The organism is Pseudomonas sp. Ma2-10 (assembly GCF_054330215.1).
Genome location: NZ_JBTEYL010000010.1, coordinates 20248 through 39009 on the forward strand (window position 1 = coordinate 20248; position 18762 = coordinate 39009).

At 58.3% G+C, this 18762-nt stretch carries 16 protein-coding genes; 6 read left to right on the forward strand and 10 right to left on the reverse strand.

The window, feature by feature from the left end:
• The first annotated feature begins 179 nt into the window (after positions 1–179).
• A complete protein-coding gene (locus ACXPVS_RS14180; RefSeq protein ID WP_458510497.1) occupies positions 180–1052 on the forward strand; it encodes a LysR family transcriptional regulator in 873 nt (290 codons plus the stop codon).
• A gap of 22 nt (positions 1053–1074) precedes the next feature.
• Here the strand turns inward: ACXPVS_RS14180 and ACXPVS_RS14185 are convergent, their stop codons facing one another.
• Positions 1075–1938, reverse strand: a complete 864-nt coding sequence (locus tag ACXPVS_RS14185) for a LysR substrate-binding domain-containing protein (RefSeq protein ID WP_458510498.1) — start codon at positions 1936–1938, stop codon at positions 1075–1077.
• A gap of 109 nt (positions 1939–2047) precedes the next feature.
• Here ACXPVS_RS14185 and ACXPVS_RS14190 point away from each other — a divergent pair, with 109 nt between their 5' ends.
• The 3 genes from ACXPVS_RS14190 (at position 2048) to ACXPVS_RS14200 (ending at position 4780) form a co-directional block, all read left to right on the forward strand.
• On the forward strand, positions 2048–3157 hold the full coding sequence (locus ACXPVS_RS14190) for a 2-aminoethylphosphonate--pyruvate transaminase (RefSeq protein ID WP_458510499.1): 1110 nt from the start codon (positions 2048–2050) through the stop codon (positions 3155–3157).
• 58 nt (positions 3158–3215) lie between these two features.
• Positions 3216–4043, forward strand: a complete 828-nt coding sequence (phnX, locus tag ACXPVS_RS14195) for a phosphonoacetaldehyde hydrolase (RefSeq protein WP_458510500.1) — start codon at positions 3216–3218, stop codon at positions 4041–4043.
• A 188-nt stretch (positions 4044–4231) separates the two neighbouring features.
• On the forward strand, positions 4232–4780 hold the full coding sequence (locus ACXPVS_RS14200; protein WP_458510501.1) for a cytochrome b: 549 nt from the start codon (positions 4232–4234) through the stop codon (positions 4778–4780).
• Positions 4781–4790: 10 nt separating this feature from the next.
• Here the strand turns inward: ACXPVS_RS14200 and ACXPVS_RS14205 are convergent, their stop codons facing one another.
• Together ACXPVS_RS14205 and ACXPVS_RS14210 are read right to left on the reverse strand one after the other, a co-directional pair.
• Complete coding sequence (locus ACXPVS_RS14205) at positions 4791–5708, reverse strand: 1-aminocyclopropane-1-carboxylate deaminase/D-cysteine desulfhydrase (protein WP_458510502.1); 918 nt, start codon at positions 5706–5708, stop codon at positions 4791–4793.
• A gap of 50 nt (positions 5709–5758) precedes the next feature.
• Positions 5759–7798: an oxidoreductase gene (locus ACXPVS_RS14210; RefSeq protein ID WP_458510503.1), complete on the reverse strand. Its 2040-nt coding sequence runs from the start codon at positions 7796–7798 to the stop codon at positions 5759–5761.
• A gap of 209 nt (positions 7799–8007) precedes the next feature.
• Between ACXPVS_RS14210 and ACXPVS_RS14215 the strand changes: the two genes are divergently transcribed.
• On the forward strand, positions 8008–9138 hold the full coding sequence (locus tag ACXPVS_RS14215; RefSeq protein ID WP_458510504.1) for a carbon-nitrogen hydrolase family protein: 1131 nt from the start codon (positions 8008–8010) through the stop codon (positions 9136–9138).
• 3 nt (positions 9139–9141) lie between these two features.
• Complete coding sequence (locus ACXPVS_RS14220) at positions 9142–10182, forward strand: AraC family transcriptional regulator (protein ID WP_458510505.1); 1041 nt, start codon at positions 9142–9144, stop codon at positions 10180–10182.
• A gap of 3 nt (positions 10183–10185) precedes the next feature.
• Here the strand turns inward: ACXPVS_RS14220 and ACXPVS_RS14225 are convergent, their stop codons facing one another.
• The 7 genes from ACXPVS_RS14225 to clpP all read right to left on the reverse strand — a co-directional run bounded on the left by ACXPVS_RS14225 (position 10186) and on the right by clpP (position 18703).
• The gene (locus ACXPVS_RS14225) at positions 10186–10332 is read right to left on the reverse strand and encodes a hypothetical protein (protein WP_458510506.1); all 147 of its coding nucleotides are present in this window, start codon (positions 10330–10332) and stop codon (positions 10186–10188) included.
• Positions 10333–10530: 198 nt separating this feature from the next.
• Positions 10531–11358: a DUF2242 domain-containing protein gene (locus ACXPVS_RS14230; protein WP_458510507.1), complete on the reverse strand. Its 828-nt coding sequence runs from the start codon at positions 11356–11358 to the stop codon at positions 10531–10533.
• Between the two features lie 229 nt (positions 11359–11587).
• A complete protein-coding gene (locus ACXPVS_RS14235) occupies positions 11588–13459 on the reverse strand; it encodes a SurA N-terminal domain-containing protein (protein ID WP_458510508.1) in 1872 nt (623 codons plus the stop codon).
• A 234-nt stretch (positions 13460–13693) separates the two neighbouring features.
• Positions 13694–13966: an HU family DNA-binding protein gene (locus ACXPVS_RS14240; protein WP_002552737.1), complete on the reverse strand. Its 273-nt coding sequence runs from the start codon at positions 13964–13966 to the stop codon at positions 13694–13696.
• A gap of 147 nt (positions 13967–14113) precedes the next feature.
• The gene (gene lon, locus ACXPVS_RS14245) at positions 14114–16510 is read right to left on the reverse strand and encodes an endopeptidase La (RefSeq protein ID WP_458510509.1); all 2397 of its coding nucleotides are present in this window, start codon (positions 16508–16510) and stop codon (positions 14114–14116) included.
• Between the two features lie 161 nt (positions 16511–16671).
• Entirely contained in the window at positions 16672–17955 is a 1284-nt protein-coding gene (clpX, locus tag ACXPVS_RS14250) for an ATP-dependent Clp protease ATP-binding subunit ClpX (RefSeq protein WP_458510510.1), read from the reverse strand.
• Between the two features lie 112 nt (positions 17956–18067).
• On the reverse strand, positions 18068–18703 hold the full coding sequence (gene clpP / locus ACXPVS_RS14255) for an ATP-dependent Clp endopeptidase proteolytic subunit ClpP (protein ID WP_219097672.1): 636 nt from the start codon (positions 18701–18703) through the stop codon (positions 18068–18070).
• Between the last annotated feature and the right edge of the window lie 59 nt (positions 18704–18762).

Here is an 18762-nt window from a genome sequence, read left to right on the forward strand (position 1 = left end):
TCCCTGGGGCGATATCGGTCAGATGAGTCCTGCTGTTGCACGCACAGGCTCATGGCCGCCAACGCTGTTCGACTGGCCAGTCACCGTTGGCTGGGGTCGATAAAAACAATTACTGATTAATAAGTGAAATCGATTTATCGTATTTCCAATATAAGCTCAGCTTGTTACTGGAGGTTTCGATGTCGGTTTCCCACACCCAGCTCAAAGCCTTCCACGCCGTGGCCGTCCATGGAAGCTTCACCAAAGCCGCCGAGCGGCTATTCCTCACGCAACCGGCGATTTCCGACCAAGTGCGCAAGCTCGAAGAGCGTTTCGGTGTGCTGCTGTTCCACCGCAATAAACGCTCGGTACGCCTGACCGATCTGGGCGAGCGTTTGCTGAGCATTACCCAACGATTGTTCGTTATCGAGGCCGAGGCGCAGGAACTCTTGCATGACTCCAGGGCCTTGCAGACCGGCAGTCTGATTCTCGCGGTGGATGCGCCAGTGCACGTGTTGCCGCAGATTGCTCGCTTTTGTGAGCGCTACCCCGGCATCAGCGTGAAGATCGAAACCGGCAACACCGATGAATCGCTGTTTCGGCTGTTCAACTATCAGGCCGACCTGGCGTTGCTGGGTCGGGAGGTGAGTGACGAACGTCTGATCTCGTTACCGCTGCGCAACGACCCGATGGTGGCGTTCGTTTCGCGCCATCATCCGTGGGCCGACCGTGAGTCGATTTGCCTCGCTGATCTGGATGACACGCCTTTGGTGCTGCGGGAAATCGGTTCGGTGACGCGGCAAACGCTGGAAGAAGAAATGGCCCAGGCAGGCTTTCGCATTCGCCCGGCGATTCAGGTTGAAGGTCGGGAAGCGGCGCGTGAGGCGGTGGTCGTGGGGATTGGCGTTGGTGTTGTATCCGCCGCCGAGTTCGGCGCGGATTCGCGGGTGTGTGCATTACCGATTACCGACTGCAAACGACGATTGACCGAAACACTGGTGTGCTTGCGCGAGCAGAGTTCGCGGCGGGTGGTGGCAACGTTTCTGGAGATGGTTCGCGAGAGCCTGGCATAAGCAGACCTGGCCCCATCGTCGGTTACAAAGCGGGCGCCAACCCAAAAAACGCCTGTATCAAGCGCAAATCCCGCCGCCGTTCCATGCACCCAATCATGTGCCGATTGACCAATCCGTCACCCAGAATCGGCACCGCCGCCACCCGCGGGTCATGGCTGACCTCCACCGAGGACACCACGCCGACCCCCAACTCTGCGGCGACGGCTTCGGTCACCGCCTCACGACTGTCCAACTCCAGCAGCACCCGTGGACTGACCAACGCCGCTGCACACGCCTCGTCGAAGGTGCGCCGGGTGATCGAACTTGGCTCGCGCAACACCATGATCACCTGATCCAGGGCCTTGAGCGGTACCCCCTTGGACATCCGCGTCCAGGGATGACCGTCGGGCACCAGCGCACAAATCCGCGATTCGCTTAAGTCTTGCAAATGCAGGCCCTTGCGCGGTTCGACCTCAGTCAGCACCGCCACGTCGGCATGTTCCGACAGCAACGCCGCCAAGGTTTCCTGAGCATTGCCCAGGCGCAGGTTCACGGTAATGCCTGGATACCGCGCGCGCAGGCTGGCGAGCATCGGCATGACCATGTGCGGCCCATCCGCCGCAACCTCCAGACGCCCGGTCAGCAACTGCCGGTTGGCCTCGAGCATCACCTGCGCCTCTTCGGCGAGACCGAACATCGCCCGGGTGATCGCCGCCAGTTTGGTGCCCTCCTCCGTCAGCTCCACCCGTCGCGCGGTACGCCGCAACAGGGTGATCTGGTAATGCTCCTCCAGCGCCTTGATGTGCCCGGTGACCGCCGGTTGGCTGATGAATAGCCGCGCGGCGGCCCGGGTGAAGCTGCCCTCGCGGGCCACCGCGTCGAATGCGCGAAGCTGGAACAGGTTCATGAATAACCCTCACTGATGGCTGGCATAACAACAAACAATTTGATTGATAGCACGGCAAATTGCAATTTAAGCCCCGTAGCTTCATCCCATCGATTGCGAGGACACGAGAATGAGTACCGCCGAACCCATCCTGCTTACCCCCGGCCCACTGACCACATCGGCCCGCACCCGTCAGGCGATGATGGTCGACTGGGGTTCATGGGATGACCGCTTCAATCAACTGACCGCCAGCCTGTGCGAACAACTGCTGACGATCATCAACGGCGGCGACAGCCACCACTGCGTGCCCCTGCAAGGCAGCGGCACCTTCGCAGTCGAAGCGGCGATCGGCACGCTGGTACCTCGCGACGGCAAAGTCCTGGTGCTGATCAACGGCGCCTACGGCAAACGCCTGGCGAAAATCTGCGAAGTCCTCGGCCGTTCCTTCAGCACCTTCGAAACCGCCGAAGACGAGCCGACCACCGCCGCCGACGTCGACCGCCTGCTGTGCGCCGATGCCCGCATCACCCACGTCGCGCTGATTCATTGCGAAACCAGCACCGGCATCCTCAACCCCCTGCCGGAAATTGCCCACGTCATCGCGCAACACGGCAAACGCCTGATCATCGACGCCATGAGTTCTTTCGGCGCGTTGCCGATCGACGCGCAACAGGTGCCGTTCGACGCGCTGATCGCCGCTTCGGGCAAATGCCTGGAAGGCGTGCCGGGAATGGGTTTTGTCTTCGCTCGCAAAGAAGCGCTGGCCAATGCCGCCGGTAACTCGCACTCGCTGGCAATGGACCTTTTCGATCAGCACACCTACATGGCCAAGACCGGACAATGGCGCTTCACCCCGCCGACCCACGTGGTCGCGGCGTTGCACGAAGCCCTGCTGCAATACAACGAAGAAGGTGGTTTACCCGCCCGGCATCAGCGCTATGCCAACAATTGCCAAGTGCTGCTCGATGACATGGCCAAATTAGGGCTGCGCAGTTTCCTGCCCGCGGCTATTCAGGCGCCGATCATCGTCACCTTTCATGCGCCGAAAGATCCGCGCTACCAGTTCAAGGAATTCTACGAACGCGTCAAGGCCAAGGGTTTCATTCTCTACCCCGGCAAATTGACCCAGGTCGAAACCTTCCGCGTCGGCTGCATTGGCCACGTCAACCAGGCCGAGATGCACGCGGCCGTGGCGGCGGTGGCCGAAGTGTTGCGCGAGATGGAAGTCCTCGACATCTGATTCACGACAATTTGTAGCCGCTGCAGGGCTCTTCATTCCCCACTACAGGATATGAGACATGAATTACGCAAACCCAACCAAACTGCAAGCCGCCATCCTCGACTGGGCCGGCACCGTGGTCGACTTCGGCTCTTTCGCGCCAACTCAGATTTTTGTCGAAGCCTTCGCCGAGTTCGACGTCCAGGTGTCCATCGAAGAAGCCCGCGGCCCGATGGGCATGGGCAAGTGGGACCACATCCGAACCCTGTGCGATCAGCCGGAAGTGGCCGAACGTTATCGCACAGTGTTCGGCCGTACGCCGACCGACGATGACGTCACCGCTATCTACAAACGCTTCATGCCACTGCAAATCGAGAAAATCGCCGAACACTCGGCGCTGATCCCGGGCGCACTGGACACCATCGCCCACCTGCGCAAGCAAGGGATCAAGATTGGTTCCTGCTCCGGCTATCCAAAACAGGTGATGGACAAAGTTGTCGAGCTGGCCGCCACCAACGGTTACGTCGCCGACCACGTGGTCGCCACCGACGAAGTGCCCAATGGACGCCCATGGCCGGCCCAGGCGCTGGCTAACGTGATTGCGCTGGGCATCAATGATGTCGCAGCCTGCGTGAAGATCGACGACACCGTGCCGGGCATTCTTGAAGGTCGTCGCGCCGGCATGTGGACCGTAGCGTTGATCTGCTCGGGCAATGCACTGGGCCTGGACTACGAAGGTTACCGCGCCCTCGGCAGCGACCAACTGGCCAGCGAACGCAAGCGCATCCACGGTATGTTCGAAGGCTCACGGCCGCACTACATGATCGACACCATTACCGATTTGCCGGAAGTGATCGCCGATATCAACCAGCGTCTGGCCAAGGGGGAGATGCCGCAAACCAACTGATTGCGCCTCTCGCGGCATAAAAAAGCGCCAGCGCGTAAACGCAACTGGCGCTTTTTTTTTTGGCCAAACACCTGATCCAGAGCATTGAACGCCCAAATAGCCACAGGCAAATCGAGCAAAGCGGATTACAGTTAAAGCACACCGCCGAACAAGAACGGTGGCTCGATCTGACCTGTGAGGAACACCGTATGCCCTGGAAGAATTCCGATTCACGCTACAGCACCGTATCGATCGCGCTGCATTGGTTGATGTTGGTCCTGCTGGCGCTGGTTTACGCCTGCATCGAATTTCGCGGAATCTTTCCAAAAGGCAGTGGCGCCCGGGCGCTGATCACCGATTCGCACTTCATGCTGGGCTTGACGGTGTTTGTATTGGTCTGGCTACGGCTGTTTGCTCGCACCCTGGGCCCCGCACCGCAAATTTTCCCGGCCTCGCCTCACTGGCAGACCGTGTTGGCCAAACTGATGCACTGGGCGCTGTACATTTTCATGATCGCCATGCCGATTCTGGGCTGGCTGATCACCAGCGCAAAAGGTCACCAAGTGATGTTCTACGGCTTCGACCTGCCGCTGCTGATCGCGGAAGACAAGGCGTTGGCCAAGCAGATTGAGGGTTGGCATGAACTCGGCGGCACCATCGGATACTGGCTGATCGGCCTGCACGCCTTGGCGGGGATTTATCACCACTCTGTAGTGCGTGATAACACTTTGCTGCGGATGCTGCCCAAGCGCGGGTGAACCCCGCCGCTCACTGAAACCCCCGGCGGCCCTGCAAACCGCCGGTATGGACGAAAATCAAACGCGTGCCTTTTTCGAATCTTCCCGCTTCTACTTGCCGCTCGAGCGCCAACAGTGCTTTGCCGGTGTACAACGGTTCGAGGGGAATGCCGCTGGCCTGTTCGGTCTGATCGATGAATTCGAGCAACAGCGGATCGACGTTGGCAAAGCCGCCGCGGCTGGCGTCGAACAACTCATAAGCGCGACGCTGTAAACCCGCCTCCCGCACGATCGAATCGACCTGCTGCGCAACCCCATGATCGTCGGGCACCGCCAGCGCACCATATACGGGGTGTTCACCTGCTTCGGCCAGCACCAGACCGGCCAGGGTCGTGCCCGTTCCACAGGCCAGCCACCAGCCATCGTAATCGCGCCAGCCAAGAGCGTTCAGTTGCTTGCTGACCATTGTCCTCAGTTGCAGGCAGCCCTTGGCGCCCTGCAAACCGCCGCCACCTTCCGGCACCGGATGCAGATCGGGATACTGCGCCTGCCATGGCAACCAGAAACCCGGCTCGTGCCGCGCTCGATAACCGCCATAACCCAGCCAATGCAATTGCATGCCAAACGCCTGCAAATCTTTTACTGTCGGTGTTTCTTGCGGATGTCCACGCAGCAGTCCAACGGTGCTAAAACCGAAACGTTTGCCCGCCGCCGCCAGTGCATGCAGATGATTGGAATAGGCACCGCCCAGACTGATGATGCCTTTGGCACCGATCTGGTCAGCGGCTTTCAGATGCTCAATTAGTTTGAACCACTTGTTGCCGCTGATCAGCGGGTCGATTTGGTCAAGACGCAGGATGGCGACTTCGATGCTTGATCGCGTGAGCCAATCAAGATGAAGAAGGTCGAGGGGGGCCTGGGGTAGCCATTCGTTGGGCGGGAGAAGCATCGATGCCGGCTCTGGGTGAAGAGCCGGCATCTTAACAGCCGCGGTGATCGTTAGAGTTCAGCCGCCAGACGCGAACCCTGGTTGATCGCGCGTTTGGCATCCAACTCCGTGGCCACATCCGCGCCGCCAATCAAATGCACGTTCTGCCCGGCCGCCACCAGCCCCTCCTGCAATTCACGCAGCGGATCCTGTCCGGCACAGATCACGATGTTGTCCACCGGCAGCAATTGCGGCTCGCCGGTTTCGCCGATGCGGATGTGCAAACCTTCGTCGTCAATCTTCAGGTACTCGACGCTGTTGAGCATCTGCACCTGCTTGTTTTTCAGGCCAGTGCGGTGAATCCAGCCGGTGGTTTTACCGAGGCCCTCGCCGACCTTGGACTTCTTGCGTTGCAGCAGGAACACTTCACGCGCCGGTGCGTGAGGTTCAGCCTTGATGCCGGCGACACCGCCGCGCGCTTGCAGATGCGTATCGATGCCCCACTCCTTCCAGAACGCCTCGCGATTCTGGCTCGTGGCCACGCCCTGGTGAACCAAAAACTCTGACACATCGAATCCGATACCACCGGCGCCGATTACCGCAACGCGCTTGCCTACCGGTTTGCGCTCAAGGATCACGTCCAGGTAACTCAGCACCTTGGCGTTCTCGACGCCCGGAATCGCGGGAGTTCTTGGGGCGATGCCAGTGGCGAGAATGATCTCGTCGTAACCGCCGTCTACCAGTTGTGCGACATCGACGCGGGTGTTCAGGCACACCTCGACGTGAGTGGTCTGCAGTTTGCGGTTGAAGTAGCGCAGGGTTTCGAAAAACTCTTCCTTGCCGGGCACGCGCTTGGCGATGTTGAACTGGCCGCCGATTTCGCTGGCCGAATCAAACAGCGTCACCTGATGCCCGCGCTCGGCGGCCACGGTAGCCGCAGACAAACCCGCAGGACCGGCACCGACCACCGCAATTTTCTTGATCTGCTGCACTGGCAGGTAGTTGAGTTCGGTTTCGTGACAGGCGCGCGGGTTCACCAGGCAACTGGTCAACTTGCCGCCGAAGGTGTGGTCCAGACAAGCCTGGTTGCAACCGATGCAGGTGTTGATTTCATCGCCACGACCGGCCGCCGCCTTGTTGACGAAGTCGGGGTCGGCGAGGAACGGCCGCGCCATGGAGACCATGTCGGCATCGCCTTCGGCCAGAATCTGCTCGGCAACTTCAGGGGTGTTAATACGGTTGGTGGTGATCAGCGGAATGCTCACCGCCCCCCTCAGCTTGGCCGTGACCTTGCTGAACGCGCCGCGCGGCACTTTGGTGGCGATGGTCGGGATCCGCGCTTCGTGCCAGCCAATGCCCGTGTTGATGAGGGTCGCACCGGCCTGCTCAATGGCTTTGGCCAGCATCACGATCTCTTCCCAGGAGCTGCCGCCTTCTACCAGGTCGAGCATCGACAGGCGGAAGATAATGATGAAATTCGGGCCTACCGCTTCGCGTACCCGACGGACGATTTCCACCGGCAGGCGCATGCGGTTTTCATAGCTGCCGCCCCAGCGATCAGTACGGTGGTTGGTGTGGGCCACGAGGAATTGATTAATGAAATAACCTTCGGAGCCCATGATCTCGACGCCGTCGTACTCGGCCTGTTGCGCCAAGGTCGAACAGGTGACGAAATCGCTGATCTGCTTCTCGATGCCTTCCTCGTCCAGCTCTTTTGGCTTGAACGGGTTGATCGGCGCCTGAATGGCGCTCGGCGCGACCTGTTTCGGGCTGTAGGCATAACGCCCGGCGTGAAGGATCTGCATGCAGATCTTGCCGCCCGCCTCGTGCACCGCGCGGGTGACGATTCGGTGCTTGAGCGCTTCGTCCTCAGTGGTCAGTTTGGCTGCGCCGGAGTACACCCCGCCCTCATCGTTCGGGCCAATACCACCGGTAACCATCAGGCCAACGCCGCCCAGAGCTCGTTCGGCGAAGTACGCCGCCATGCGCTCGAAACCGCCGGGCTTTTCCTCAAGACCGGTGTGCATCGACCCCATCAGGGTACGGTTGCGCAGCGTGGTAAAACCCAGGTCCAGCGGGGCCAACAGGTGCGGGTAATGAGCGGCGGCCATCGGTAACTCCACATCGAGCGATCACGGAAAAATTGCAGGAGCTCTGCGGCCCCCGTCAGTCATGCTGGACAGACTAAGAGTCGTGCCACTGTCACTCAATGACCGTAACTGACAACTTATTGATCCAAATGTGCAGCGCCCCTTGGCAAGTGTCGGCATGCGCCCTACCCTAGTGGCGAATCCTGAACACGGCCGTTGACTGTTTCCCCATGCGCAAACTTCTGTACCTGACCTTCTCCATGGCATTGATTGCCGCCCTTACGACCTACGCCATGTGGGCCGCGGACCGTCCGGTGGGTCATTACCTGTCGGACCTGCGTATCAATCTCGCGATCGACCAAGGCACACCCGCTGATCGCGGCAATTTGCTGGGCATCCAGCCCGAGCTGTTTCCCACCGACTATCAAAGCCCCGAGCGCCTGCACCGCAAGCTGGCGGCTTATTTGCAGAAGGCCCAGGACCAGGGCCTGCTGAATGAAAAAACCATCGTCGTCCTGCCCGAACATGTCGGCTCCTGGTTGATGGTCAGTGGCGAGAAAGATGAGCTCTATCAGGCCGCCACGCTCAAGGAGGCCATGCACTGGCTGGCGGTCAGCAACCCACTGAAGTTCGTCCGCGCGCTGATCAGCGCCAAGGGCGACAAACGTCTGGACGACGCGTACCTGCGTATGAAGGCCAAAGGCATGGCCAAGGACTACCAGGCGCTGTTTGGTGGTCTGGCGAAAGAATTCCACGTGACATTGGTGGCGGGCTCCATTGTGCTGCCTGAGCCCAGCATCATCGACGGCACCCTGAAAATCGGCCACGGCGCGTTGTACAACAGCAGCGTGGTGTTCGGTCGCGATGGCTTGCCGATCGGCCAGCCCCAGCGCCAGATGCACCCGATTTTCGATGAACATGAAGTCATCGCCGCCAATGGCGAGCCTGCGCTCAACGTCGTCGACACCCCGGCCGGACGCCTGGGTGTGCTGATCGGCAGCGACAGTTGGTACCCGGACAATTACCGTAAGCTCGACGACCAGGGGGCGCAGTTCGTCGCGGTTCCTGCGTTTGTGGTCGGGCGTGGCACCTGGGACAAACCGTGGCGCGGTTACAAGGGGCTGTCGACGCCTGGCTCGGTCAGTCTCAAGGCCGGGGAGCTCAGCGAGGGGCAGGCCTGGCATCGTCTGACACTCACCGCTCAACCGCCCAGCAGCCAGGCAATCGCCGGCATGAGCGTGTTCCTGCGCGGTCAGTTCTGGGATCAGGGCAGCGCCGGTCAAAGTTTTCTCAGCCGCAACGGGCAGCAGTTCGCCGACGGCAATGCCCGTGGCGCGCGTTTGCTGAACCTCTGGTTGTAACCGATGAAACCGTTGCCGATGCGCCTCGGCGATCTGTCGGTGGGCTTTGTTCATAGCCTGGCCGACGCCGTGCGCAGCCACGGTGCAGACCCTCAGCCGTTGCTCGAACAATACGGCCTGGACGCGGCTCGCCTCAGCGAAGCGGGTGCCCGGCTCTCGATCCCGCGCTACATGCGCCTGGGCCACAGCGCCATTCAACTGACCGACAACCCGGCACTTGGCTTGCGCATGGGTCAGCTCAGTCGCCTGAGCCAGGTCGGCCTGGCCGGGGTCACGGCCGCTCAGGCGCCAACGGTACGAGAAGCCGCGCGGTGCCTGATTCGCTTCGAGGCCTTGTATGGCTCCAACTATCGAGGTCAATCGAGCTTTCACGAAGACGCCCAAGGGGCCTGGCTGCGGTTTTATTCCATCAGCCCTTACAACGCCTATAACCGCTTCGTGGTGGATTCAATCATCGCTGGCTGGTTGCAGCAACTGTCCAGCATAAGCCCTACCCGGTTGCGGGCCGAACGCATCGATATCGAATTTGGTGAGCCGGATTACCGAACAGCTTATGACGTGCTGGGCGACTGCCCGATCCAGTTTGGCTGCGAGCACAATCAACTGCGCTTGAGCCTTGCCAGCCTGGCCCAGCGCAACCCGGAACACTGCCCGAGCACCTGGCGACACTTGCTGCAAGTGTGTGAACGGGAATTGGAGCAACTGACACGCACCCGCAGCCTGCGTGAACGCATCACTCAGTTACTGGGGCCGTTGCTCAATGGTGGTCGGGAACCCGACCTGGAAGAAGTGGCGGCACGCCTGAAGCTACCGACCTGGACCTTGCGCCGCAAACTTGCCGAGGAAGGCACGCAGTTTCGCGCGATCCTCAATGACACGCGTCGCGACCTGGCCATGACCTATATCCGCGATACCGAACTGGCATTCGGAGAAATCGCCTACCTGCTGGGTTTTGCCTCAGCCGAAGCCTTCCAACGGGCCTTCAAACGCTGGCGCGGCCAGACTCCCGGTGAGTTTCGCCGCAGTCATCGCCAATCCGCTTGATGCTTACAGCTCGGTAGCGTCTTCGGCCGGTTCCAGCGGGTCCAGTTCAAACGCCTGATACTCGAGCAGCTCTTCTTGATAATCGTCCATTTTGAATCCCCACAGCTCGTTGAAAAAAACGCCTGAACAAATGACCAGCGCCCCGAGCATAAAGTGCCCACGTGAAAGAAAAATGACACGGGCACGCCGCTCAGCAGCTACTTAATAAAACGTAGCAGGCCGTCAGGAATTTATCACAGGATTTTTCGATACAGGCCGTAGGACAACGGCCTGGGTTGACGCGGATCAATTTAAAAGCCGTTGCGGGATCGGTGTCTTCTGACCTGATCCCGCGCCGTTAGAGCACGATTACTCGCCTGATACAGGAATGGCCGAAATAGGCTCGGTGGGTGGAGGCAGGCTTGATTGGGGCGCAGGAGTAACCGTTTCCGGGGCTGATGCCGGCTCGGTGTTATCGGCCGGAATAATCGGAGCGGCCTCAGGCGGCGGTGCAACCGGCTCAGAGGCTGCTGGAGCAGCTTCGGCAGGCGCCGGCTCAGGTTCTGCCGCAGGTGGCGGAGTCGGCGCCAACGGAGCCGGTACGGCCTGGGCTTCAGGCACACCGAGTTCGGGTTTCGGCTTCTCCTTGATGTGCGCGGCCTTTTTCGCTTCCGGCGGCAGGAACAACTCGACCAGGGTGAAGAAGCGCTCGTAGAACGCGGGCGACGATACGGTTTCGCTGGCAACCTTGACCATCGAGTCGTCGGACGAGCCGATCGGCATCGACACAGAACCCAGCACGCCTACACCAACGCTGGCGGAGTTGTTGGTCTTCTTCAGCGCATAACGGTCCTGCAGGGCGTTGGCGAACATGGTCGCGTGGAGCCCCTCACTGCCGTCATCGGCACAGACCACACTGAAGCTGATCTCCATGTGGGTCTCGCCGGTCTGCTGGAAGCTTTTGTGTCCGCTGATCAGTTTCGGGTCGGAGCTGGTGATGATGTAGCCCTGGCTGAGCAACGCCCGACGGGCAGCTTCGCACGTCTGCGCATCCGTCACCGGGTAGCTGCGCGAAAACGTTCCGGAGTCATCGAAGTTCTCATGCTCATAGATCGGGGCTTTCTTGGACGAGCAGCCGGCAGCGGCGGCCAGCACCAACGCCAGCCCGGCAACACGCATGGGAAATGATTTAAACATTGAACATCCTGAGGAAAACGGTTCGGCGCGTATTGTGCAACAGATCGATGCTTAGCGGAGTATCGATTAATGTCTTAAAACAGTTACAAGTGTACTGACTGTCATTTACAGGAAAAAGTCGCACGGTAAACACTTAGGCGACGGGTAACCCGGACTGCCTTTGTTTCGGCCAAAAAAAACCCCAGCCTTTCGGCCGGGGTTTTTGTTTAGCGCAAAGCTCAGTCAGGCATCAGTAGCGTTCGATCTCAGCCTGGCTTTCCAGCAGTTTGCGGTAGGCCGCAAAGTCCTGTTGACCAATGCGCGAAGCAAGGAAGCGGCGGTACTGAGCCTTCTCTTCTTCAGTCGGCGCAGCAGCTTCATTCACGCCGTTCAGACGCACAACCACCAGGCTACCATCGGCCAGAGTCACGCTGCTGAAGGTCGGTTTGTCCTTGGCGGCAGGCTTGGGCATGCGGAACAGCGCCTGCAGCACGGTTGGGTCAACCCCTTCCTGGCCACGCGTAGCTGCCTGAGTCACTTTCCAGCGCTGACCGTCGATCACCTTGTCCAGCGCCGTCTTGCCATCGCGCAGGCTGACAATCAGCTCTTCAGCCTTGGTCTTGGCGGCAGCACTGGCGTGCTCTTTGGCCAATTGCGCGCGAATACTGGCAGCTACGCTTTCCAGCGGCAGTTGCGCAGGTTTCAGGTGCTCCTTGGCGCGCAGCACGATCACGGTTTCCGGATCGAGCTCGATGGCGGTGCTGTTGGCACCCTCATCCAGCACTTCAGGGCTGAACGCAGCAGTGATCACCGCACGGTTGGCCGCAACCCCTTCGCCACCTTCATGGCCGAACGGTTTGGACGTATGAACAGTGAGCTTGAGGTCCTGCGCCGGCTGAGCCAGATCGGAGGATTCGAACGACGAATCTTCCAGTTGCTTGATCGCCTCGACGAAAAGCTGCTCGACCTGCTGGGTTTTCAGATCACGGATCAGCTTCTCTTTCAGGCTAGCGAGCGTCGGCACTTCAGGAGCCTCGACACCCAACAGCTTGATCAGGTGGAAACCGAAGTCAGTGCGGACCGGCGCCGAGACCTGATCCTTGGCCAGCGCATACAGCGCTGTTTCGAAGGCTGGATCGTAGACATCAGGACCGGCATAACCAAGGTCACCGCCGTTGTTCGCCGAACCAGGATCCTGGGAGACCTCCTTGGCCAGGGCTTCGAACTTCTCGCCTTTTGCCAGGCGTGCCTGAATCTCTTCGATCTTCGCCTTGGCTTGCGCTTCGGTCACCTTGTCGTTCACTTCGATCAGAATGTGCGCGGCCCGGCGTTGTTCGGACAGGTTCGCGGTTTCTTTCTGATACGCCGCTTGCAGGTCTTCGTCCTTGACGCTGACCTGATCAAAGAAGGAAGCCTTCTTCAACTCGAGGTAATCTATGACCACCTGATCCGGCGTCATGAATTCCTTGGCGTGATCGTCGTAGTAGGCTTTGACTTCATCGTCGGTCAGCTTCACCGCCGCCGGGTCAGCCTTGACGTCCAGGGAAGCGAAATCGCGGGTCTGTTTCTCCAGACGGGCGAATGCCAGAACCTGTGCGTCAGTGACGAAACCGCTACCTGCCAGACCCGCGCGCAGCTGACCAATCAGCATTTCCTGAGTCAGCATCTGACGAAATTGCATCCGGCTGTAGCCGAGTTGGCGAATAACCTGGTCGAAACGCTCAGGGCTGAACTTGCCATCAACCTGGAATTCAGGCGTTTGCAGGATCACCTGGTCCAAAGCAGCTTCGGAAAAAGCGAACTTCGAGTTTTCTGCGCCTTGCAGCAGCAGTTTGCGATCGATCAGGCCTTTGAGGGCCGATTCGCGCAGCATTTTTTCGTCGAGCAAGGAAGCATCGAAATCCTTGCCCAGCTGTTGCGTGAGCTGACGGCGTTGCATATCGACCGCCTGGCTCAGCTCGCCCTGGCTGATCTCTTCACCATTGACCTTGGCCGCATCATTACGATGGGTAGTGGCCTGAAAAATGGCGTCGAAACCGGTCAACGCCATCAGTGCGACGATGACCCCAATAATGGTCTTGGCAATCCAGCCTTGTGAATTGTCCCTGATATTCTGCAGCATGCGTCCCCCAGAAACGGTTGAACTTCAAAAATTAGGCAACCGTGGAGCGTGGGTAGAATCCGGATAGAAGAAAGGCGCATCCGAGGATGCGCCTTCTCGTAACTGGCGGAGCGGACCGATGACTCGAGCTTGCGAGCCTCGGCGTCTCAAATCGGCGACTCGCCGACTGGACTACCGCTCCGCTGCCAGGTCAGGCATGACCCCGACCCGGATAGGCAAAAACCTGAATCGAACTTAGTTGACAGCTTCTTTCAGTGCTTTACCGGCTTTGAAACCTGGTTTTTTAGCCGCTGCGATTTCCAGCGTCTTACCGGTCTGTGGGTTACGACCAATGCGAGCGGGACGATCAGTTACGGAGAAAGTACCGAAACCAACCAGAACAACGGAGTCGCCAGCCTTGAGAGCGCCAGTGACGGATTCGATTACAGCGTCCAGCGCACGGCCAGCAGCAGCTTTCGGGATATCAGCGGATGCAGCGATAGCATCAATCAGTTCCGACTTGTTCACTCTAAGTCCCCTTATATCTATTTGAGTATGATTCTAAGTTTTTTGGTGAAAGCAAAAACGAGTGCTGAATGGCCTACAGGCACTTAAGAGCCGCTTTATAACAAGGGCTCTAAAAAGCTGTCAACAAGCCACCCAGGCAAATGCGTACTAATGCGTGCTAATTCTTTCCTTAGAGTCAGACTCGCGCTTTTCATCCTTTGCAACTATCTCTGGAGCTACATCTGGCAAGGGCTCCGGCGCGTATTGCAGCGCAATTTGCAGGACCTCGTCAATCCATTTAACCGGTTTAATCTGCAGATCTTGCTTGATATTGTCCGGAATTTCCTTCAGATCGCGTACGTTCTCTTCAGGAATGATCACCGTCTTGATTCCGCCACGGTGAGCAGCGAGCAGTTTTTCTTTCAAACCACCAATCGCCAGCACTTGACCACGTAACGTAATTTCGCCGGTCATCGCGACGTCCGCGCGCACAGGGATCCCGGTCAATGCCGACACCAGAGCCGTGCACATGCCCACACCGGCGCTAGGGCCGTCCTTCGGGGTCGCCCCTTCCGGCATGTGGATGTGCGTGTCACGCTTCTCATGGAAGTCCAGAGGAATCCCCAGGCTCTTCGCGCGACTGCGAACAACGGTCAGGGCCGCAGTGATCGATTCGACCATGACGTCACCCAAAGAACCTGTTTTGATCAACTGGCCTTTACCCGGTACGACGGCGGCTTCGATAGTCAGCAATTCGCCACCCACCTGAGTCCACGCCAGCCCGGTGACCTGACCGATCTGATCCTGAGATTCCGCCAGACCGTAACGGAATTTACGCACGCCCAGGAAGTGTTCCAGCATCTCGGCAGTGACCTTCACCGAGAAGCGTTTTTCCATTGAGTGCTCTTTGACCGCCTTGCGGCAAACCTTGGCAATCTGGCGCTCCAACCCACGTACACCGGCTTCGCGGGTGTAGTAGCGGATGATGTCACGGATCGCCTCGGCGTCGAATTCCAGCTCGCCTTTTTTCAAGCCGTTAGCCGTAATCTGCTTTGGCGAAAGGTATTTGACGGCGATGTTGATTTTTTCGTCTTCGGTGTAACCCGGCAGACGAATCACTTCCATCCGGTCCAGCAGGGCTGGTGGAATGTTCATGGAGTTCGAGGTGCAAAGGAACATCACATCGGACAGGTCGTAGTCGACTTCCAGATAGTGATCGTTGAAGTTATGGTTCTGCTCAGGGTCGAGCACTTCCAGCAACGCCGACGCCGGATCGCCACGCATGTCGCTGCCCATTTTGTCGACTTCATCGAGCAGGAACAGCGGGTTTCGGACGCCCACTTTCGTCATCTTTTGAATCAATCTTCCTGGCATCGAACCGATATAAGTACGGCGATGACCACGAATTTCCGCTTCATCACGCACACCGCCGAGGGCCATGCGCACGAATTTCCGGTTGGTGGCGTGAGCAATCGACTCCGCCAGAGAGGTTTTACCCACCCCTGGAGGACCGACCAGGCACAACACCGGACCACGAATTTTCTTCACTCGCTTCTGCACCGCGAGGTATTCGAGGATCCGCTCTTTGACTTCTTCAAGACCATAGTGGTCTGCATCGAGAATGTCTTCAGCGCGCGCCAGATCCAGGCGCACTTTGCTCTGCGCCTTCCACGGCACCTGAACCAGCCAGTCAATATACGAGCGCACCACGGTCGCTTCCGCAGACATTGGTGACATTTGTTTTAACTTGTTCAGTTCACCCTGGGCTTTGGCCAAGGCATCTTTCGGTAGACCGGCGGCATCGATGCGCTTTTTCAGCTCTTCGATTTCGTTGTGGCCTTCGTCGCTGTCGCCGAGCTCTTTCTGAATGGCCTTCATCTGCTCATTCAGGTAGTACTCGCGCTGGCTGCGCTCCATTTGTTTTTTGACGCGACCACGAATGCGTTTTTCGACTTGCAGCAGGTCGATCTCGGCATCCAGCAACGCCAGAACGTGCTCGACCCTGGCCGACAAATCAATGATTTCGAGGATTTCCTGCTTCTGCTCGATCTTCAGGGCCATGTGCGCGGCCATGGTGTCAACCAGGCGGCCTGGTTCGTCGATGCTGTTGAGCGACGACAGGACTTCAGCCGGGACTTTCTTGCCCAGTTGCACATATTGTTCGAACTGAGCCAGCAGGCTGCGTACGAACACTTCCGACTCGCGCTCTGGCGCGTCGACTTCGTCAATCAATGAGACTTCGGCACGGCAGTAGCCGTCCGCTTCGCTGAAACGCTCAATGGCGCCCCGCTGCTCACCTTCGACCAAAACCTTGACCGTGCCGTCAGGCAGCTTGAGCAGCTGTAGAACGGTAGCAATGGTACCTACGCGATAAAGTGCATCTTCACCGGGATCGTCGTCAGCAGGGTTTCTCTGAGCCAGCAGAAGGATCTGCTTGTCGCCCGTCATCGCTGCCTCAAGGGCTTCGATGGATTTCTCGCGCCCCACGAACAGCGGGATAACCATGTGCGGATAAACCACAACATCACGCAATGGCAGGAGAGGCAATTCGATGGTTGTCTTCATGATTTCGCCTCTACGGCGGCCATAAGGCCGTAAACAGATGGAAGTGAGCTTGAAACCAAGATGGGGGCTACCTTCAAAAAAAACAAGCTTAAAGAAGGTGTTAAAACGCGCAAAAAGCAAAGGGGCCCGAAGGCCCCTTCTTTATTCCAGCAGCATGACACTCAGGCGTCTGGCGCTGCCTTGGCAGCCGGCTCACTGTTTTCGTAGATATACAGTGGCTTGGACTTGCCTTCTATAACGCTTTCATCGATCACCACTTTACTCACCTCAGACTGCGAGGGGATTTCATACATAGTGTCGAGCAATACACCTTCGAGAATCGAACGCAGTCCACGGGCACCGGTTTTGCGTTCCAGGGCACGTTTGGCGACCGATTTCAGAGCGTCGGCCCGGAATTCCAGGTCCACACCTTCCATCTCGAACAGCTTGGCATACTGTTTGGTCAAAGCATTTTTCGGCTCGGTGAGAATCTGCATCAACGCAGCCTCGTCTAGCTCGTCCAGCGTAGCAAGTACCGGCAAACGACCAACGAACTCCGGGATCAGACCGAACTTGACCAGATCGTCAGGCTCGACTTCACGCAGGGACTCACCGACTTTCTTGCCTTCTTCCTTGCTGCGCACTTGCGCGTTGAAACCAATGCCGCCCTTGGTGGAACGGTTTTGAATAACCTTTTCCAGACCGGAGAACGCACCACCGCAGATGAACAGGATGTTACGGGTGTCGACCTGAAGGAATTCCTGCTGCGGATGCTTGCGACCACCTTGAGGCGGAACGGACGCGACCGTGCCTTCGATCAACTTGAGCAGGGCCTGCTGCACGCCTTCACCGGAAACGTCCCGAGTGATCGACGGGTTGTCAGATTTGCGCGAGATCTTATCGATCTCATCGATGTAGACAATGCCCATTTGGGCCTTTTCTACGTCGTAATCGCACTTCTGCAGCAGCTTCTGAATGATGTTTTCGACATCTTCACCCACGTAACCTGCCTCGGTGAGGGTGGTTGCGTCGGCGATGGTGAACGGAACGTTCAGTAAGCGGGCCAGTGTTTCGGCAAGCAGGGTTTTACCCGAGCCTGTCGGGCCGATCAGCAAGATGTTGCTCTTGCCGAGCTCGACATCGTCATTCTTTTTGTCACGCTGGTTCAGGCGCTTGTAGTGGTTGTACACCGCTACGGCCAGAACCTTTTTCGCACGTTCCTGACCAATCACGTACTGATCAAGGATGCCGCTGATTTCTTTAGGCGAAGGCAATTTATGCGCGCTGCTTTCGGCCTGGGCTTCCTGCACCTCCTCACGGATGATGTCATTGCACAGGTCGACGCACTCGTCACAGATAAAGACCGAGGGGCCGGCAATCAATTTGCGCACTTCATGCTGGCTTTTGCCACAGAAGGAGCAATAGAGCAGCTTGCCGTTGTCCTCGCCGTTGCGGGTGTCAGTCATTCGTTCGATCCAAATCCGATAGGCTTGCAACACAAGATGAAGGCTATTGCGGGCTTTTTCAAGCCCGCAAGTGATCGGACGCGCCGACCAACCCTATTTTGAGCTGCTTAATTTAAGCGGGGCGCTGGTTGATCACTTCATCGATCAACCCGTATTCACGCGCTGCTTCTGCACTCATGAAATTATCGCGATTGGTATCGCGTTCGATTTCTTCAAGAGTGTGCCCGCTATGCTTGGCCATCAGCGTGTTGAGACGCTCACGAATGAAGAGGATTTCCTTGGCATGGATTTCGATGTCCGAAGCCTGGCCCTGGAAACCGCCCAGTGGCTGGTGAATCATCACACGCGAGTTCGGCAAGCAGTAACGCTTGCCGGGGGCACCGGCCGTCAGTAGAAACGCACCCATGCTGCACGCTTGACCGATACAGGTGGTCGACACGTTTGGCTTGATGAACTGCATGGTGTCATAGATCGACATCCCCGCTGTCACCGAACCGCCCGGGGAGTTGATATAGAGATGGATGTCCTTGTCCGGGTTTTCCGCTTCAAGGAACAGCAGTTGCGCACAGATCAGGTTGGCCATGTAGTCCTCTACCGGACCAACCAGAAAGATCACTCGCTCCTTGAGAAGGCGCGAGTAGATGTCATAGGCGCGCTCGCCACGAGCAGACTGCTCGACAACCATCGGGACCAGGCCGCCTGCGGCCTGGATATCAGAGTTCTGCTGAATATACGAATTACGGAACATGCTCTGCAGTCACTCCCAAATAGTTATGTCTTGAATACGCATAAGCCAGCACGAAGGCT

Bases quoted from the DNA above. Each gene is read 5' to 3' on its own strand.
- ACXPVS_RS14210 (WP_458510503.1), bottom strand. From the start codon at position 7,798: ATGGCCGCCGCTCATTACCCGCACCTGTTGGCCCCGCTGGACCTGGGT.
- lon (WP_458510509.1), bottom strand. From the start codon at position 16,510: ATGAAGACAACCATCGAATTGCCTCTCCTGCCATTGCGTGATGTTGTG.
- ACXPVS_RS14215 (WP_458510504.1), top strand. From the start codon at position 8,008: ATGCGCAAACTTCTGTACCTGACCTTCTCCATGGCATTGATTGCCGCC.
- ACXPVS_RS14230 (WP_458510507.1), bottom strand. From the start codon at position 11,358: ATGTTTAAATCATTTCCCATGCGTGTTGCCGGGCTGGCGTTGGTGCTG.
- ACXPVS_RS14180 (WP_458510497.1), top strand. From the start codon at position 180: ATGTCGGTTTCCCACACCCAGCTCAAAGCCTTCCACGCCGTGGCCGTC.
- clpX (WP_458510510.1), bottom strand. From the start codon at position 17,955: ATGACTGACACCCGCAACGGCGAGGACAACGGCAAGCTGCTCTATTGC.
- clpP (WP_219097672.1), bottom strand. From the start codon at position 18,703: ATGTTCCGTAATTCGTATATTCAGCAGAACTCTGATATCCAGGCCGCA.
- phnX (WP_458510500.1), top strand. From the start codon at position 3,216: ATGAATTACGCAAACCCAACCAAACTGCAAGCCGCCATCCTCGACTGG.
- ACXPVS_RS14205 (WP_458510502.1), bottom strand. From the start codon at position 5,708: ATGCTTCTCCCGCCCAACGAATGGCTACCCCAGGCCCCCCTCGACCTT.
- ACXPVS_RS14225 (WP_458510506.1), bottom strand. From the start codon at position 10,332: ATGCTCGGGGCGCTGGTCATTTGTTCAGGCGTTTTTTTCAACGAGCTG.
- ACXPVS_RS14235 (WP_458510508.1), bottom strand. From the start codon at position 13,459: ATGCTGCAGAATATCAGGGACAATTCACAAGGCTGGATTGCCAAGACC.
- ACXPVS_RS14190 (WP_458510499.1), top strand. From the start codon at position 2,048: ATGAGTACCGCCGAACCCATCCTGCTTACCCCCGGCCCACTGACCACA.
- ACXPVS_RS14200 (WP_458510501.1), top strand. From the start codon at position 4,232: ATGCCCTGGAAGAATTCCGATTCACGCTACAGCACCGTATCGATCGCG.
- ACXPVS_RS14220 (WP_458510505.1), top strand. From the start codon at position 9,142: ATGAAACCGTTGCCGATGCGCCTCGGCGATCTGTCGGTGGGCTTTGTT.
- ACXPVS_RS14185 (WP_458510498.1), bottom strand. From the start codon at position 1,938: ATGAACCTGTTCCAGCTTCGCGCATTCGACGCGGTGGCCCGCGAGGGC.